This window comes from Pseudomonas sp. MBLB4136, from assembly GCF_051904765.1.
In the GTDB taxonomy this organism is placed as follows: domain Bacteria; phylum Pseudomonadota; class Gammaproteobacteria; order Pseudomonadales; family Pseudomonadaceae; genus Aquipseudomonas.
In genome coordinates, this window is the sequence record NZ_CP196713.1 from 2,892,510 (window position 1) to 2,908,996 (window position 16,487).

Sequence of the window (16,487 nt, forward strand, 5' to 3'; positions counted from 1 at the left end):
CACAACGCCCGGCGCGCCCGGTCTAGTGCTGGAGGCGCGCGCGGTACTCGCCGGGGGTGCAGGCGAACCAGCGCCGGAACGCGCGAAAGAAGTTGCTCGGATCGGCGAAACCCAGCAGATAGGCCACCTCCAGCAGGGTCAGGTTGGGCTGGCCGAGGTATTGCTCGGCCAGTTCGCGGCGGGTGTCGTCGAGCAACTGCTGGAAACTGCTGCCCTCCTCCTGCAGGCGCCGCTGCAGGGTGCGCTGGGACAGATGCAACGCCTGCGCCACCGCCTCGCGCTTGGGCTCGCCCTGGGGCAGCAGGCGGCACAGTACCTGGCGGGCGAGATGACACACCCGACTCTCCGAGAAGCGCGCCAGGTATTCGCCGGCGAAGCGGTCATGCAACTGCGCCAGCGACTCGTTGGCGGTTGGCAGCGGCGCCTCCATGTCCGCCCGCTCGAACAACAGGGCGTAATGCGCCGCGTTGAAGCTCAGCGGGGCCTGGAACACCTGCTCGAAGGGCTGCAGGTCGGCCGGCGGCTCACCCTGAAACAGAATCTGCTGCGGTCGCAATGGCTTGCCGGTCATCCAGCGACAAAATGCCAGGGCATAGGCCAACGAGGCCTCGGCGCTCTGTCGCGCCGGCGGCAGGCGATCGCCGTGGATCGCCAGGACCAGCTCGTAGCCACTGGGGGTGGCCCGAAAGCTCAGGTCGGCACCCTCGGCGATGATCCGCTGGTAGCGCACCAGGCGTGTCAGGCCTTCCTTCAGCGTGCGGCTGGACATCAGCGCATAACCCACCACATGGAACGACGCCGGACGAACCACCTTGGCCATGTTCAGGCCGATCGCCGGGTTGCCGGAAAGCTCCACGGCGCGCTGCCACAGGCGGGTCATGCCATCCTGCGGGAAGCGCGCGTCGGGGTCTTCCAGGGCCGCATAGTCCAGGCCCAGTTCGGGAAAGATCGTCCGGCAGTCGACACCGCCCAATTCCAGGGCCTGGACGATACCCAGGGCCCAGCTCGACGAGGTGGTACGTTCGCTCATGGCGTCTTCTTGTTAGGTTGCTGATGGGGCCGCCGACGGCGGCCTGGTGGCGCAAGGATACTAGTGTGGCACCCAATGTCACTGTCACCGCCGGATACAGGGCTTAGACTGCAGAAAAGCCGCAGCCGCCTCAATGGCCGGCGCGGCCAACGCAACCGCAGGAGAGGAGAGCCGTCATGACCAGCCAGACCGAACAGCGCTACCGCAGCTTCGCCGAGTTCTATCCCTATTACCTGCAGGAGCACAGCAACCCCACCTGCCGCCGCCTGCATTATGTCGGCAGCCTGCTGGTGCTGAGCATTCTCGGCTACGCCTTGGTCAGCCAGCAGTGGCTCTGGCTGCTGGCCCTGCCCTTCGCCGGCTATGGCTTCGCCTGGGTCGGCCATTTCGTCTTCGAGAAGAACCGCCCGGCGACCTTCCAGTACCCGCTGTACAGCTTCCTCGGCGACTGGGTAATGCTCAAGGATGCCTTCAGCGGTCGCATCAAGTTCTAGGACCAGCCCCAACGGCGCCGGTCGTTTGCGTCGGCGCACACCCGCCCCGCGGCACGCGCCGCAGTGACCGCCGACGGCCCGCCGATCGCCGTTCGGCCGTGATGCTTGGCGGGCGTCACGGTGCTTGGTTATGATCCGATCCTTGTCGCAAGCCTGGCCTAGGGTTTGCAGACATTCCAGGCGTCCAGCAGAGGCGCCAGAAAATCAGCAGGGATCCCCGCCATCGCATGAATGCCACTACCTTGAATCGGCCCAACGCCCTGCCGGCGCCGCCGCTGCGCGAGTACTACTCCCGCGTGCTGGCCTATATCGCCGTCGCGGCCGGCATCGCCGCCGGCACCTATGCCCAGCACTTTGCCTACGACATCCTGTGGATGGTGCCCTACGCCCTGCTCTACCCGCACCTGGCCCACCACCTGAGTCTGCGTTTCAAGCGCGATCATCCGCAGCGCACGACCCTGGTCCTGCTGACCCTCGACGCCCTGCACTGCGGCGCGGCGCTGGCCTTGCTCAGTTTCTCCGTGGTGCCGAGCCTGATGTGCCTGCTGACGCTGGTCTTCAGCTCACTGGTGATCGGCGGTCTGCGCCACATGGGCCTGGCCCTGCTGGTCGCACTCAGCGGTACCCTGGTCACCAGCCTGCTGATCGACCTGCAGCTCAACCCCCACACCCCGGCCCTGGTGGCCCTGGTCAGCATCTTCTTCACCACCCTGTACATCTGCATCACCGCCTACTTCGTGCACCAGCAGGGCCTGCGCCTGGCCCAGGTGCGCAGCGAGATCAAGCGCGAACAGGAGAAGGCCGCGCGCCTGGCGCGCAACCTGGCCAAGTACCTGTCGCCCCAGGTCTGGGAGTCGATCTTCAGCGGCAAGAAGAGCGTGCGCCTGGAGACCCAGCGCAAGAAGCTCACGGTGTTCTTCTCCGACATCAAGGGCTTCACCGAGCTGTCCGAAGAGCTGGAAGCCGAAGCCCTGACCGACATGCTCAACAGCTACCTCAACGAAATGTCAAAGATCTGCCTGAAATACGGTGGCACCATCGACAAGTTCATCGGCGACGCCGTCATGGTGTTCTTCGGCGACCCGAACAGTAAGGGCGCCAAGAAGGACGCCGTGGCAGCCGTGTCGATGGCCATCGCCATGCGCAAGCACATGAAGGTGCTGCGCCAGCAGTGGCGCGCCCAGGGCATCACCAAACCCCTGGAGATCCGCATGGGCCTGAACACCGGCTACTGCACGGTGGGCAACTTCGGCGCCGACACGCGCATGGACTACACCATCATTGGCCGCGACGTGAACCTCGCCAGCCGCCTGGAAAGCTCCGCCGAGGCCGGCGAGATCCTCATCTCCCACGAGACCTACTCGATGATCAAGGACGTGATCATGTGCCGCGACAAGGGCCAGATCAGCGTCAAGGGCTTCTCCCGCCCGGTGCAGATCTACCAGGTGGTGGATTTCCGCCGCGACCTCGGCGCCACCTCCAGTTACGTCGAGCACGAACTGCCCGGCTTCTCCATGTACCTGGACACCAACGGCATCCAGAACTTCGACAAGCAGCGGGTGATCCAGGCCCTGCAACAGGCTGCGGAAAAGCTGCGCGACAAGGTCATCATGTGATCGCAAGAGCCGCCCCAGGGCGGCTTTTTCATGGCCCCCTGCGGGTTGCCGGGGCTCAGGACCCGGCTGCAGACTCCGCCAGCTGCGCGCAAGACTCGCCGTCGAGCAGCGACTGCCGCGCCAGAAACTCCAGCGCCGACACCCGCCAGGACTGCCGCGCCGCCAACTCGGCGCAACGGGCTCGATCCAGCTCCAGGGCACCCAGGCAGGCCTCGCGCAGGTCCTCGGCCATCACCCCGCTGACGCCTTGCTGCAACACATCCAGCGGCCCGGGAACCGGGAACGCCGCCACCGGCGTACCGCAGGCCAGGGCCTCGAGCATCACCAGCCCGTAGGTATCGGTCCGCGACGGAAACACCAGCACGCTGGCCTGCCGATAGGCCTGGGCCAGGGCTTCGCCATGCTGGTAGCCGAGGAACTTCACCTGCGGATAGCGCGCCTGCAGTTCCTCGCGCTGCGGCCCGTCGCCGACCACCTGCTTCTCCCCCGGCAGGTCGAGGGCGAGGAAGGCCTGCAGATTCTTTTCCGCGGCGATGCGCCCGACACAGAGGAACACGGGTTTTACCGGCACCTGCCCCTGTGCCCGGGGCTGAAACAGTCGCGTATCGACGCCCTTGCGCCACAGCGCCAGGCGCCGCAGGCCCCAGCCAGCCAGCTCGCCCCGCAGGCGCTCGGTGCTCACCAGCACCGCCTGACTCGGCCGGTGGAACCGGCGCAGGTAGGCGTAGCCCCAACTCAAAGGCAACCAACGCCAACGGGTGTTGATGTACTCGGGAAAACGCGTGTGCACCGCGCTGGTAAAGGCCAGACGGCGCTTGCCCAACCAGCGTCGCGCCGCCCAGCCCAGGGGCCCCTCGGTCGCCAGATGCACGCAGTCCGGGCGAAAATCGCGGATCGCCGGCCCCACCCGCCAGAGGTCCCAGACCAGCGGGATCTCCGGGTAGCTCGGGCAGGGCAGCGAACGGAAATCCTGCGGCGACAGCAGCTTGACCTGATGCCCCAAACCGCGCAGCTCGCCGAGCAGGGCCTGTAGACTGGTGACCACGCCATTGACCTGGGGCGACCAGGCGTCGGAGACGATCAGTATTCTCATGCCGCCGGCTCGACCGCGGCGAGCTGTTCGGCGGGCGCTTGCGCCTGCTCCTCGGCCAGCCGGTAGAGCTGGATACTGCCATCCAGCTGCTCGATCAGCGCCGTGCAGGATTCGACCCAATCACCGCAGTTCATGTACTCGACGCCGCCCACCGTACGCACCTCGGCATGGTGGATGTGCCCGCAGACCACGCCGTTGAAGCCGCGCTTGACGCACTCGTGGGCAATGGCCTCCTCGAAGTCGCTGATGAAGTTAACCGCACTCTTGACCTTGTGCTTGAGATAGGCCGACAGCGACCAGTAACCATAGCCATAGCGGCGGCGCCAATGGTTGAGCCAGCGGTTGAGGGTCAGGGTGAACTCGTAGGCCGAGTCGCCGAGAAACGCCAGCCAGCGGTGATAGCGGGTGATCACGTCGAACTGGTCGCCATGGATCACCAGCAGACGGCGGCCATCGGCGGTCAGGTGCTCGGCCTCGTCCACCAGCCGGACATTGCCCAGCACCAGGCTGGAATAGCGGCGCAGGAACTCGTCATGGTTGCCGGTGACGTAGATCACCTCGGTACCGCGCTTGCTCATGGTCAGCAGGCGACGGATCACGTTGCTGTGCGACTGGGGCCAGTAGATGCCGCCACGCAGCTTCCAGCCGTCGATGATATCGCCGACCAGGTAGACCTTGTCGGCCTGATAGCGCTTGAGAAAGGCGGCCAGGTGCTCGGCCTGACAGTCCCGGGTACCCAGATGGACATCGGAGACCCACAGGGTGCGGACGCGTTGTTTACGGCTCGGTTTCACCAGCTGTGCGCTGCTCATGGGCGGCCTCCGCCAGGGTTTAGACGAGCATGGGCCAGACGAGTGAAACGCACATGACAAGCAGGTTGCGCTAGCGTGACGGCGGCATTTCCCCGCCATCAGAGGTAGACTGTTGGCCTCGTTCGAGGACGCCGCCATGCTTTCCCTGCGCCACTACAGTCATGACCTGCTCAACCACAGTCACGGCCACGCCCAACTGGTATTCGGCCTGAGCGGCACACTCGACTTCGAGGTGGCTGGCTGCGGCAGCCAGGTTGTGCGCCAGACGCTCGCTGTGGTTCCCGAAGGCGCGCGCCATGCCTGTGGCAGCCGCAACGGCAGTCACTGCCTGGTGCTCGACGTGCCCTCGTCGAGCTGGTTGCAAGAGCGCCTGGGCAGTCACGCCGATGCCAGTCGGCGCCTGCTCGAGCGTCCCGGCGCGCTGGCCCTCAATCCGGCACAGAGTCAGCTGGTGAGCTGGCTTGCGGCCAGTCCGATCGAAGACCCGGTGATCGCCGAACAGGGTACCGCCCTGCTCCTGGCCAGCCTGGCGGCCGCGTCGAACAGCCACGAGCAAAGCCGCCGCCTGCCGCTGGCCGCCCTCGACGCCCATATCGATAGACATGCCGCACACCCGCTGCAAGTCGACGACCTGGCACGCCTGGCGGGCCTGTCCACCGCGCGGTTCCATGCCCGCTTCCTCGCCGAAGTCGGGCAGACGCCGATGGAATACGTGCGCCGCCGGCGCCTGCAGCTCGGCCGCCAGCTCCTGCAACACAGCCAGCTGGCCGTCGGAGAGATCGCCGCACGGGTCGGCTACAGCTCGCAGAGCGCCTTCACCGCCGCCCTCTCGCGCCAGTTCGGCATGACGCCGCGGGCGTTACGCCGCGCATGCGAGTGACGCGACAAAAAGCGCGAGTCTTGCGACAGACGTCACCCCTCGATGCCCCTAGACTGCCTGCAACAGCAGACCTGGAGGCGCTATGCAGTACATCGAGTGGGATGATTTTCAACGAGTGGAGTTGCGTGTCGGCACCGTGCTGTCCGCCGAGCCGAACGAGAAGGCGCTGAAGCCGGCCTATGTGCTGCGGGTCGACCTCGGCGAACTCGGCATCAAGACCTCTAGCGCCCAGCTGACCGCCCACTACAGCTGCGACGAGTTGATCGGTCGGCAAGTGCTGTGCGTGTGCAACTTCGCCGCCAAGCGCATCGCCGGAATCCGCTCGGAAGTGCTGGTGACCGGTGTGCACGACGCCAACCACAAGGTAGTCCTGGCCGGCTTCGACAAGCCCCTGCCCAACGGCGCGCGCCTGGCATGAACCAGCGCCAGGCGTTGCTGGCGATTCACCTGGGCGCCCTGCTGTTCGGCCTCTCGGGGATATTCGGCAAGCTGGCCGACAGCGCGCCGCTGGTCATTGTGGTCGGGCGTGCGATGTTCGCCGTGCTGGCCCTGGCGCTGTTCGCCCAACTATTCGGCAAGCCCCGTGGAGTTCGCCTCGGCGGCGCGCAACTGGGTTTACTGGCGCTCGGTGGACTGCTGCTCGGTGCCCACTGGATGACCTTCTTCCAGGCGGTGAACGTCGCCGGCGTGGCCATCGCCACCCTGGGCTTCGCCAGTTTCCCGGCCTTTACCGTGCTGCTGGAGGGCGTGCTGTTTCGCGAGCGTACTCGCCCCAGCGAATTTCTGATGGTGGGCGTGGTCTGCCTGGGCCTGGTGCTGGTTACTCCCAACTTCAACCTGGCCAGCCAGGGTACGGCCGGCCTGCTTTGGGCCGTGCTGTCGGGGCTGCTGTTCGCCCTGCTGTCATTGCTCAACCGCGCCACGACTCATGGCGTCGATCCGGTCCGCGCCGCGCTGTGCCAGAACCTCACGGCACTGGCCTGCTTCATGCCGATGGCATGGCCGCTGTTACCGAGCCTGAGCCTGCTGGACTGGTTCTGGCTGGCCATGCTCGGCGTGCTCTGTACAGGCCTGGCCCACAGCCTGTTCGTCGCCAGCCTGCGGGTAATCAAGGCACGCAGCGCCGCCGTGATCTTCGCCCTGGAGCCGGTCTACGGCATTGCCTTCGCCTGGTGGCTGTTCCAGGAAGTTCCGACGCTACGCATGCTCGCTGGTGGCACACTGATCATCCTGGCGATCTTCGTCTCGGCACGTCTGGCGCGTTGATCATGGGGCAATGGGGCGATCGCTATGCCCCAGGTCGCGCTGCGGATCGATCCGGTCGCGCAGCCGCTGCTTGAGTACCTTGGCCTCGGGAAATCCGCCATCGGCCTTGCGCTCCCAGATCTGCTCACCATCGCAGGTGATGCGGAAGACCCCGCCAGTACCAGGCACGAGACTGACACAGGCCAAGTCGTCGGCGAAGGTCGACAGCAGTTCCTGGGCCAGCCAGGCCGCCCGCAGCAGCCACTGGCACTGGGTGCAATAGGTGATGACCACTTCGGCTTTACGACTGGACATAGGCCCATCCTGACTGTCGGAAAGCCGCGATGATAACGCCACCAGTGCTTCTGCGACGCACAAAAAAGCCCGTCCAGCAGCTGGACGGGCTCGGCGTACTCGGTGCGGCGGGAAAACGTGAAGGCCGATCAACCAGAAACTGGTTACGCGATCTTGGCCAGCAGGTCACGGGCTTGTTGCTTCTGCTCCTCGTCGCCCTCGCTGATCACCTCATTGAGAATCCCGCAGGCGCTGTCGATGCTGCCCTGCTCGATGTAGGCCAGCGCCTGATTGAGCTTGGCGAGGCTCTCGCGGTCGCTCTCCAGATGGTCGAATTCGACCAGCAAAGGGCTCTCGAATACCGGCGGCTGGCGGCGGAAGTTGTCGTCCAGCTCATCCTGCAGCCAGTCCTCGGCAGACGCCTCCTCGACCAGCATCGAAGCGGCGAAGGGTTTGCCCAGATCCTCGGAATCGGCAAGCTGCACTGGCTCGGACAGGTCGAGGTCATGCTCGCCCTCCGCTGCCTTCTTGCTGGCCGGTGACTCGAACGCGGTAACCAGCCCCCAATCTGCGTCCAGCGACAGATCGTCCAGGTTGAGCTGAGAGTCCTCCGCCTGCTCGCTATCAGCCACCGCTGTCGGCACCTCCTCGAACTCGAGCACTGCATCCTCCAGCTCGCCGACCGGCGGTTCGGCGCCGAGCTGCGGGTAGCGCGCCTTGAGCTCGTCGAGAGTCGAGGGTGCCTGATCGCCTGCGCGGAAGATCGCCTCTTCTTCGGCAAACCCCTGTACATCACCCTGCTGGGCCAGGACTTCCAGCAGACGGAAGCGCAGGTCATTGCGCTCGGGCTGGGCCTCCAGCGCCTTGCGCAGAGCGGCTGCGGCTTCGCCGAAGCGACCATAGGCAATATAGATGTTGGCGCCTTCCAGTGCGTCGGCAGCTGGTGCCGGGCGCTGTGCCACACCAGTCGCGGCCTCGACCTCGCGCACCCGGCTGCTCACCTTCGGCGTCGGCATGGCTGCCGATGCGGCTTCGTCGGCCGCCAATACATCAACTTCAGGCTCGAGCAACGGCCGCGCCTCAGTTTCGGCCTGCTGTTGCGCTCGGCGTTGCCTGGAGCGCCACACCAACCCGGCCATGCTGGCAAACAACGCCAGCAGCGCCGCGAAGCCGGCACCGATCCAGTTCCGACCTTGAATCGCATCGGGCTCGGCCGGCACGGGCGTCTCACTGGACGCGGCCACCGGTTGCGCCGCATTGGACGCAGCGCCATCGGCCAACTGCGCCTGAAGCACTGCCAGCTGCTGATCCTTGCTGCTCATCTGTGCCTGCAGCTGCTGAACCTGGACCTGCGCCTCGGCCAACTGCTGCTGCAACTGCAGCGTTTCCGCGGCCTGGGCGGCCAGCTCCTGCTCCACTCGGCGCTGCGCCTGCAGGATCATCTCGATCTGCGGATCGAGCGGTTCGGGCTGTTGCTCGGACGCCTGCGCAGGCAGAGTTGCCCGGATCTCCGCCGCAGGCTCTGGAGCCGACGCCGCGTCGGCGGCCTGATTCGCCTGCATAGCGGCGGCCGAATCCGGCAGCAGCAGTTCGACATCGGCCAGTAGCCGGTCGGCATCGCCGCCGGCAAAACCCTGGGGATTGAGCGCGTGGATATCGGCCATCAGGGCCTGCTGCGATGCCTGGCTACCCTCGGCGCGCAAGCGCGCGGCGATCTTCCACAGGCTATCGCCGCGCGCCACTTGATAACGTGCGCCCAGGGCCGCGGCTGGCTTTGGCCGTGGAGTGGTGGGCGCAGCAACGGTGACGTCAAGCTTCGCCCGAGAACGATCGACGGAAGCCGACGGCGCCACTGCCACCGTGCGGTAGGCCGAAGAGCCAGGCGGATCGAGCAGCACGGTATATTCGCGGAACAGCTGGCCGTTGGGCCGCGCCACTTCGACGATGAAATTCAGATAAGGCTCACGCACCGGCTGGCTCGAGCGAACCCGAATGATGCCGCTGCCGCCGCGCAGCAGCGGGGTGAACCTCAGATCGTTGAGGAAGTACAGACGCTCGACACCGGAGCGACTGAACACCTCGGCCGGGGCCAGCCTGACCTTCAGGTCATCAGCACTCAGATCGGCGATCTCGAGCAGCTCGATGTCCGCCTCGAGCGGTTGATTCAATGCCGAATGCAGGGTGATTTCACCCAGCCCTAGGGCTGGCACCAAGCCAGAATAAAGTGCCGAACTGGATGCCAGGCCAAGCAGTAATTGGCGAACCCGAGCCATTTGACCTCCCCCGGAAACTCCGACCCGACAGTTGCACCACTTAACTAGCGTTTGGCTTTACACGTCCTGTGCGTGGTGAATGCAGGCGATTAAGCAAGTAGTAGCCGGGAACAACACTCCGTGTCGAGCCCGGCCTGTTAGTGAGTATGGTCACAATTTTCAACTTTTGCGCAGTTTAGTGGGTTAACAGAGCTTGGGCATATGGCCCGAGGGAGAGAAAGCTGGATTTTCCCTATGTTTGCTCGCAGGGCCACACCCGCCCTCAACGGGCGGTTGAGCGAACGCCCCGCGCCGCCAGGGCCGTCAGGGCGAAGACTGCCGCCACCAGCCAGAAACTCTGCTGAAACGCCTGGGCCTCCGCCACAGCGTGACCTCCCTCGGCACCATGCCGCCATTCGAGGAAGAACGTCAGCAAGTTGACCCCGAGGGCACCACCCAGCTGCCGCACGAAGGTTATGGCACCGGCCCCCTGCGCCAGCTCCTGTGGGCTCAGGATGTCCAGGGAGCCGGTGCTCAAGGCCGGCAGCAACAAGCCGAGACCGATACGCCCGACACAAGCCCAGAAACACAGGAAAAGGAACGAGGCTCCCGGATGAAGCCAGCCGAGCCCGACTGCCGACAGGGCGAAAATCAGCAGCCCTATGGCCAGCAGCAGCGCCGCCGAGACGCGATCGCTCAGCCAGCCTCCGGCAAAAGATGCCGCGCCCATCAGCACGCCGGTCGGCAACAACAGCAATCCGGCCAGACCGGCGCTATAGCCCTGGATTGTCTGCAAGTAGAGCGGAATCAAGTAGGTCGAGCCATACAGCCCGAGCCCCAGTGTCAGCGCCACCCAGCTGGCGCTACGAAAGCCGCTGTGTTGCCATAGACTCAGGGGCAGCAGCGGACGGGCACCGCGCCGACTGCGAAGGAAGAAACCGACGCAACTCAGCCCGCCGACCAAGGCTGGAAGCCACACCCGCGGCGTGTCCCAGGCGAAACGCTGCGCCTCGGCCAAGGCGCCGAGCAAGGCGAACAACACCACACACAACAGCGCGAAGGCGACGAGATCCAGCGAGGGTGGACGGCTCTCCCGGCGGCTGGGCAGCAGCCACTGCCCGCCCAGCAGTGCCAGCAAGCACAGCGGCAGTGGCAGCCAGAACACCGCCGGCCAGCCGAAATGATCGACCAGGTAGCCGCCCACGCTCGGCCCCAGGGTTGGCGCCACCATCACACCCAGGCCGTAGAGCCCCAGGGCCAGGCCCCGGCCGCTGTCGGCGAACACGCGAAAGATCAGCACCATCGCCAGTGGCTGGACGATTCCGGCGCACAAACCTTGCACGATGCGCAAGGCGATCAGCTGCCAGGCGGCCTGGGCCAGCACGGCCAGCAAGGAGGTGAGGACGAACAGTCCCAGACCAATCTGCGCAGTACGCCGGGCGCCCCAGCGCGCCTGGGCCCAGGCCGCCAGCAGCAAGCCGGCGGTCATCGCCGCGAGGAAACCGGTGGACAGCCACTGCACCACCGGCCGACCTATGGCGAAATCCGCCATGATTGCCGGCAATGCCACGTTGATGGTGGTCGAGGCCATGACCATGGCCATGCTGCCGATCATCAACACGCCCAGCAGCCAGCGCGGATAGCGCGCGCCGAAGCGTACCTGCAGGGCTTGCAGCTCCTCGGCCATCAGCGCTTTTCCAGGTTACCCAGAATTCGCGCATGCACCTGCTGGCAGCGGCGCAGCTCTTCCTCGTCGATGCCCGCGAAGCACTCCTTGCGCAACTGGGTGGAGATCGCCTCGATCTGCTCGATCAACGGTTGAGCCTCGGGGCTCAGGCAAATCTTCTTGGCCCGGCGATCCTCCGGCACGGCCTGGCGACTCACCAGCCCCTGGGCCTCCAGGCTATCGAGCAGCCGCGCCAGCGTCGGCCCCTCGACGCCGACGCTCTGCGCCAGTTCGCGCTGAGTCGGCAGCGCCTCGAAACGGGCCAGGTGCAATAGCACCAGCCAACGGGCCTGGGAGAGGCCGAGCCCGACCAGGCGGCGGTCCAGCTCGGCGCGCCAGGCGCGGGATAGTTGGGCGATCTGCATGGCGAAACGGTGTTGATCAGTCTGTGACATGAATGGATGGCTCTTATAATCATCAAAAACTAATAATTAGCCAGCTAATCATAACCTCGACCCCGGGGGCAAGCCCCCCGAATGATTCACCACTTCACATACTGGTCTTCGACGAATCCCCACAGGTTGTCGATCGGCACCGCTTCACGGCCCGGCGGACGCAAAACGCCGTGGAACTGGCCGAATATCTGCTTGAAGTTGCTGGCCAGAATGCCCAGGTTCAGGCGTTCCTGATGCAGACCGCGCGCCTCGAACTCCAGGCTCACCTGGCCGTCATGGGAGCTGATGCGCCAGGGTCGCAGCGGTTGCGCCCGATCGAAAGCGAAATGCACCGTATCGACCTTGATCAGCTGACCATCCAGCCAGTAGCAGTTCTCGGTGTAGCTGGTCTCGTTTACCCCACAGGACAGGTTCAGGCCGACCCGTTGCCCCGCCGCCAGGCCCGACAAACAGGCCCAGTTCCAGTGGGTCTCCGGGCGCATGTAGCCGGCCGACCAATCATGGTGGGCAAAGGCATCGATGCGCTGCAGGTCGAAATCGCCCAGGGGGCTCCTGACCTCACCGCTGCAGCGCACCCCGGCCACCTTCTGGGCATAGACCCAGCCATTCACCGCGGCCGGCGTGCTGATGCACATGGGCTGAAAGACCGGCTCGACCTCGGAGAAGCAGGCATCGATGCGCGTGCCGTCGTCCAGTTCCACCAGCAGGCGCTTCTCCTTCGGACTCGGGAAGTTCTCCAGGCGCAACAGATTGCGTCCGCTGCGCAACTCGCAGAGACCGTCGTCCGGGCGTTGCGAGAAGCGCGTGCCGAAGCCGAGTGGCAGCTTGAACTGGCGCTCGATCATGCGCCCGCTGGGCGGATGGAACAGGTAGACGAAGCCAATGCCGGCCAGACTCAGGTTGGCCAGGGCGCAGCCGCCGATCAGCTGTTCGCTAATCAGGCCGAAATACTGAAACTGATGGAAGCGCCGCCACTTGGCCAGGGCGCCGAGGCGTCGCCCCATTGGCGAGCGAAAGGCGAAATCGCGGTAGTTGATCAGCTCCGGCGGCGCCGCAAAGATGCCGTACTGCGGCTGGCCGTCGGCCTGAATCAAACGCTCCATCTGCGCAAGCCTCGCGAAAAAGACGACGGCGATGCTAGCAACGCGATAGCGCGCAAGCATTCACCAAGCGCGTCATGCACAGCGACAAAAACGGCCAAACCGGACATTGCAGCGGCACGGCGGCGCTAGGCCACCACCTGGTTGCGACCAGAGGCCTTGGCTGTGTAGAGGGCACGGTCGGCATGCTCGTACAAATGGGCAAAACGGCCCTCGCCGCCGTGCTGGATGCAAGCCACACCAATGGACATGGTCAGCATGCTCGCGGTATCCGAACGCTCATGGCGGATGTCGAGCAGCTCCAGGCTGGCCCGCAGCACTTCCGCCCGCTTGGCGGCCTCCTCAGGACAGATGTCGTACAAGAGCACGGCGAACTCCTCGCCGCCCAGGCGCACCGCCATGTCCAACGGGCGGCGCCCGACTGCCTGCAGCAGACCGGCCACCTGCTGCAAGACGGCATCGCCGGCTTGGTGGCCGTAGCAATCGTTGTAAGCCTTGAAGTGGTCGATGTCACACAGCAGCAATGCCAAGGACCGGCCTTCGCGCTGCGCCTGACGCCAGAGCCGGTCGAACTGGCGATTGAAGCTGCGACGGTTGTGCAGGCCGGTCAGGCTGTCGCGGTCAGCCAGTATCTGCATCAACCGGCTGACCAGAAAGTGTTCGCGCGACTTGAACTCCAGCAGGTAGCAACCGACAGCACCGATCAGATTGCTGAACAGCAGAAACAGGGCGTTGTTGACCAATTGCGGCGCCGACAGACCGACCCAGACTTCCGCAGCCACATACGCCAGACACACCAGCATGGCGCAGCTGACCGCCTCGACGAGCCGCAGGCCGATCAGAAAATAGGCGCCCATGCTGATCAGCAGCAGGCCCTCGTACGGATACGTCGGATCGGCGCGATGAGCGATGCCGACTACCAAAGCCGCGCCCGCACCGAGGGCTAGGACGCACAGCAGGCTCAAGGGCAGCGTCAGTCGCAGAAGGTCACGTTTGAAGATCAGCCACGCGCAGATCGCCAACAACGCGAAGACTGACAGACGCACCACCAGCATCCACCAGACCTGCGCCCCCTGAACCACGACGAAATCCAGCGCCGCGAATGCCAGCCAGAGCGCCATGGCCACGCTCAAGGCGATGCGCCTCAGCTCGATGCTGTCTTCCAGGAGGTAGGCCCGGTACTCGCGCTCGAGCGGCTGCTTGAAGCGCAAGGCGCGAAAGCCCAGGGCGAGCTGCTCGACGTAGGGGCTGGGGTGCACATCGTCTAACCAAGCATTGGAGTGAGACACCGTTACCTCTTCCGGTCAGACCTGCACGCGAGTCTGCGTTTGCGCAGCATCGCCAAGATCCGTCGATATTACGACGCCAAAAACCAAACGCCTATTCCCTTGATTCGGACCAGGCCGCCCTCAGACCTCGAACTCCGCCTGCAGCGCCGCGCGCACACAGTGCAGTACGCCCTCGTCCAGGCGCCCGGCGAACTGCGGTTGGATGGCCGCAACCGGCGGCAGCTCGCCCTCGCCGTCGAGAAAGGCATCCTGTAGCTCGCCGAGCAGATCCTCCGGCAGGTCGAGAGCCTGCTCCAGGGACAGTTGCTGGCGGCCGATGGCCTCCGCCAGCAGGCTATAGACATTCTTCTCACTGCACTTGAGCTGACTGGCTATCTGCGCCGGCGTCATCCCGGCACACGCCAGACTGACCAGTTCATGACGCAGATCCACCACAACCGGCGGCGCCTCGCTCGCACCGCCCAGCACTTCGAGGAAGGCCTCGCCATAACGCTCCAGCTTGCGAGCACCGACGCCACTGACCCGGGACATTTCCGCCAGGCTGCCCGGCTTGCTGCGCAGCATCTCCAGCAAGGTGGCGTCGGGGAAGATCACATAAGGCGGCACCCCATGCTCTTCCGCCAGCTTGCGCCGCAGGGCGCGCAGCGCCTCCCACTGCTCGCGCTCCTCGCCACGAACCAGCTGGCTGGCCGCGCTGCTGGAGCTCTTGGCGCTGTGCTGGGGCTTCAGGTCGCGGCGCAGCTGCAGACTCACCTCGCCGCGCAGCAGCGGGCGGCAGCTGTCCGACAGGCGCAGCCCGCCGAAGCCCTCGAGATCGACATCGGCCAGGCCGCGGGCCACCAGCTGGCGGAACAGCGAACGCCACTCCCCCTCGGCCAGCGCCTTGCCGACGCCGAATACCGTCAGGTGCTGGTGGCCGAGGCTGCGCACCTTGTCGTTGTCGCGGCCAAGCAGGATGTCGACCAGATGGCCAACCCCGTAGCGCTGGCCGCTGCGATAGATCGCCGACAGGGCCTGGCGCGCCGGCTCGGTGGCGTCCCAGGTCTCCACCGCATCGGTGCAGGTGTCGCAATGCCCGCACGGCTGCGGCAGCTCCTCGTCGAAATAGGCCAGCAGCGCCTGGCGCCGGCAGCGGGTCTCCTCGCACAGGGCCAGCATGGCGTCGAGCTTGTGCTGCTCGACGCGCTTGTGGCGCTCGTCGCCCTCTGAATTGTTGAGCATCTGCTTGAGGAAGATCACATCCTGCAGGCCGTAGGCCATCCAGGCATCCGCCGGCAGGCCATCGCGACCGGCACGACCGGTTTCCTGGTAGTAGGCCTCCAGCGACTTGGGCAGGTCGAGGTGGGCGACGAAGCGCACGTTGGGCTTGTCGATGCCCATGCCGAAGGCGATGGTCGCCACCATGATCAGCCCTTCCTCGTTGAGAAAGCGCTTCTGGTGGTAGGCGCGCAGCTCGCTGCTCAACCCTGCGTGGTAGGGCAGCGCGGGAAAGCCCTGCTCGGAGAGGAAAGCGGCAACCTCCTCGACCTTCTTACGCGACAGGCAGTAGACGATGCCGGCGTCGCCCTTGCGCGCGGCCAGGAACGCCAGCAATTGCTTGCGCGGCTGATCCTTGGGCACGATGCGATAGAAGATGTTCGGCCGGTCGAAGCTCGACAGGAAACGCTCGGCGCGCTGCAAGTGCAGGCGGTTGACGATCTCTTCGCGGGTGCGCATGTCCGCCGTGGCGGTCAGGGCGATGCGCGGCACCTGCGGAAACAGCTCGGCGAGCTGACCCAGCTGCAGGTATTCCGGACGGAAGTCATGGCCCCACTGGGACACACAGTGGGCCTCGTCGATGGCGAACAGGGCGATTTGCAGGCGCTGCAGGAACGCCAGCATGCGCGGCTGCACCAGGCGCTCGGGGGCCAGGTAGAGCAGCTTGATCTCGCCGCGGTTGATCCGCTCGGCGATATCGCGCTGGGCCTCGGCGTCCAGGGTGGAGTTCAGCGCCACCGCGGCGACACCTAGTTCGTCGAGGGTGGCGACCTGGTCCTCCATCAAGGCGATCAGCGGCGACACCACCACCGCCAGGCCGTCGCGCAGCAGCGCCGGCACCTGGAAACACAGCGACTTGCCGCCGCCGGTGGGCATCAGCACCAGGGCATCGCCGCCACTGGCCACGCGCTCGATGATCGCGCCTTGATTTCCCCGGAAGGCATCGTAGCCGAAGATGTCTTTGAGGATGCGCTGGGCCTGTTCGAGCATAGAAACTCCATGTT

At 65.4% G+C, this 16,487-nt stretch carries 15 protein-coding genes; 5 read left to right on the forward strand and 10 right to left on the reverse strand.

All coding sequences use genetic code 11. The annotated features are described in order from the left end of the window. Window positions 1-22: 22 nt before the first annotated feature. Window positions 23-1,030: an AraC family transcriptional regulator gene (locus ACSX1D_RS13025; RefSeq protein WP_439858903.1), complete on the reverse strand. Its 1,008-nt coding sequence runs from the start codon at window positions 1,028-1,030 to the stop codon at window positions 23-25. 176 nt (window positions 1,031-1,206) lie between these two features. Between ACSX1D_RS13025 and ACSX1D_RS13030 the strand changes: the two genes are divergently transcribed. Continuing rightward, entirely contained in the window at window positions 1,207-1,524 is a 318-nt protein-coding gene (locus tag ACSX1D_RS13030; RefSeq protein ID WP_439858904.1) for an Mpo1-like protein, read from the forward strand. A 227-nt stretch (window positions 1,525-1,751) separates the two neighbouring features. After that, a complete protein-coding gene (locus ACSX1D_RS13035) occupies window positions 1,752-3,140 on the forward strand; it encodes an adenylate/guanylate cyclase domain-containing protein (RefSeq protein WP_439858905.1) in 1,389 nt (462 codons plus the stop codon). Window positions 3,141-3,195: 55 nt separating this feature from the next. Here ACSX1D_RS13035 and ACSX1D_RS13040 read toward each other — a convergent pair whose 3' ends face one another. Both ACSX1D_RS13040 and ACSX1D_RS13045 read right to left on the reverse strand, forming a co-directional pair. Continuing rightward, window positions 3,196-4,233 (reverse strand): glycosyltransferase family 4 protein, encoded by a 1,038-nt coding sequence (locus ACSX1D_RS13040; RefSeq protein ID WP_439858906.1) that lies wholly within the window; start codon window positions 4,231-4,233, stop codon window positions 3,196-3,198. After that, window positions 4,230-5,045 (reverse strand): UDP-2,3-diacylglucosamine diphosphatase, encoded by an 816-nt coding sequence (locus ACSX1D_RS13045; RefSeq protein ID WP_439858907.1) that lies wholly within the window; start codon window positions 5,043-5,045, stop codon window positions 4,230-4,232. Before ACSX1D_RS13045 ends, ACSX1D_RS13040 begins: the two co-directional genes overlap by 4 nt. A gap of 136 nt (window positions 5,046-5,181) precedes the next feature. Here ACSX1D_RS13045 and ACSX1D_RS13050 point away from each other — a divergent pair, with 136 nt between their 5' ends. The 3 genes from ACSX1D_RS13050 (at window position 5,182) to ACSX1D_RS13060 (ending at window position 7,191) form a co-directional block, all read left to right on the forward strand. Beyond that, window positions 5,182-5,925, forward strand: a complete 744-nt coding sequence (locus ACSX1D_RS13050; RefSeq protein WP_439858908.1) for an AraC family transcriptional regulator — start codon at window positions 5,182-5,184, stop codon at window positions 5,923-5,925. Between the two features lie 82 nt (window positions 5,926-6,007). After that, window positions 6,008-6,343, forward strand: coding sequence for a tRNA-binding protein (locus ACSX1D_RS13055; RefSeq protein WP_439858909.1), 336 nt, complete (start codon window positions 6,008-6,010; stop codon window positions 6,341-6,343). After that, window positions 6,340-7,191, forward strand: coding sequence for a DMT family transporter (locus tag ACSX1D_RS13060; protein WP_439858910.1), 852 nt, complete (start codon window positions 6,340-6,342; stop codon window positions 7,189-7,191). Before ACSX1D_RS13055 ends, ACSX1D_RS13060 begins: the two co-directional genes overlap by 4 nt. Here the strand turns inward: ACSX1D_RS13060 and ACSX1D_RS13065 are convergent, their stop codons facing one another. The 7 genes from ACSX1D_RS13065 to recQ all read right to left on the reverse strand — a co-directional run bounded on the left by ACSX1D_RS13065 (window position 7,192) and on the right by recQ (window position 16,473). Further along, entirely contained in the window at window positions 7,192-7,485 is a 294-nt protein-coding gene (locus ACSX1D_RS13065) for a SelT/SelW/SelH family protein (protein WP_439858911.1), read from the reverse strand. A gap of 143 nt (window positions 7,486-7,628) precedes the next feature. Beyond that, window positions 7,629-9,737, reverse strand: a complete 2,109-nt coding sequence (locus tag ACSX1D_RS13070) for a FimV/HubP family polar landmark protein (RefSeq protein WP_439858912.1) — start codon at window positions 9,735-9,737, stop codon at window positions 7,629-7,631. A gap of 262 nt (window positions 9,738-9,999) precedes the next feature. Further along, window positions 10,000-11,403, reverse strand: coding sequence for a DHA2 family efflux MFS transporter permease subunit (locus ACSX1D_RS13075; protein ID WP_439858913.1), 1,404 nt, complete (start codon window positions 11,401-11,403; stop codon window positions 10,000-10,002). Continuing rightward, entirely contained in the window at window positions 11,403-11,837 is a 435-nt protein-coding gene (locus tag ACSX1D_RS13080; RefSeq protein WP_439858914.1) for a MarR family transcriptional regulator, read from the reverse strand. Before ACSX1D_RS13080 ends, ACSX1D_RS13075 begins: the two co-directional genes overlap by 1 nt. An 86-nt stretch (window positions 11,838-11,923) precedes the next feature. Further along, entirely contained in the window at window positions 11,924-12,940 is a 1,017-nt protein-coding gene (locus ACSX1D_RS13085; RefSeq protein WP_439858915.1) for a DUF2804 domain-containing protein, read from the reverse strand. 125 nt (window positions 12,941-13,065) lie between these two features. Continuing rightward, window positions 13,066-14,226: a diguanylate cyclase domain-containing protein gene (locus tag ACSX1D_RS13090; protein ID WP_439858916.1), complete on the reverse strand. Its 1,161-nt coding sequence runs from the start codon at window positions 14,224-14,226 to the stop codon at window positions 13,066-13,068. Between the two features lie 120 nt (window positions 14,227-14,346). Further along, window positions 14,347-16,473: a DNA helicase RecQ gene (recQ, locus tag ACSX1D_RS13095; RefSeq protein WP_439858917.1), complete on the reverse strand. Its 2,127-nt coding sequence runs from the start codon at window positions 16,471-16,473 to the stop codon at window positions 14,347-14,349. Between the last annotated feature and the right edge of the window lie 14 nt (window positions 16,474-16,487).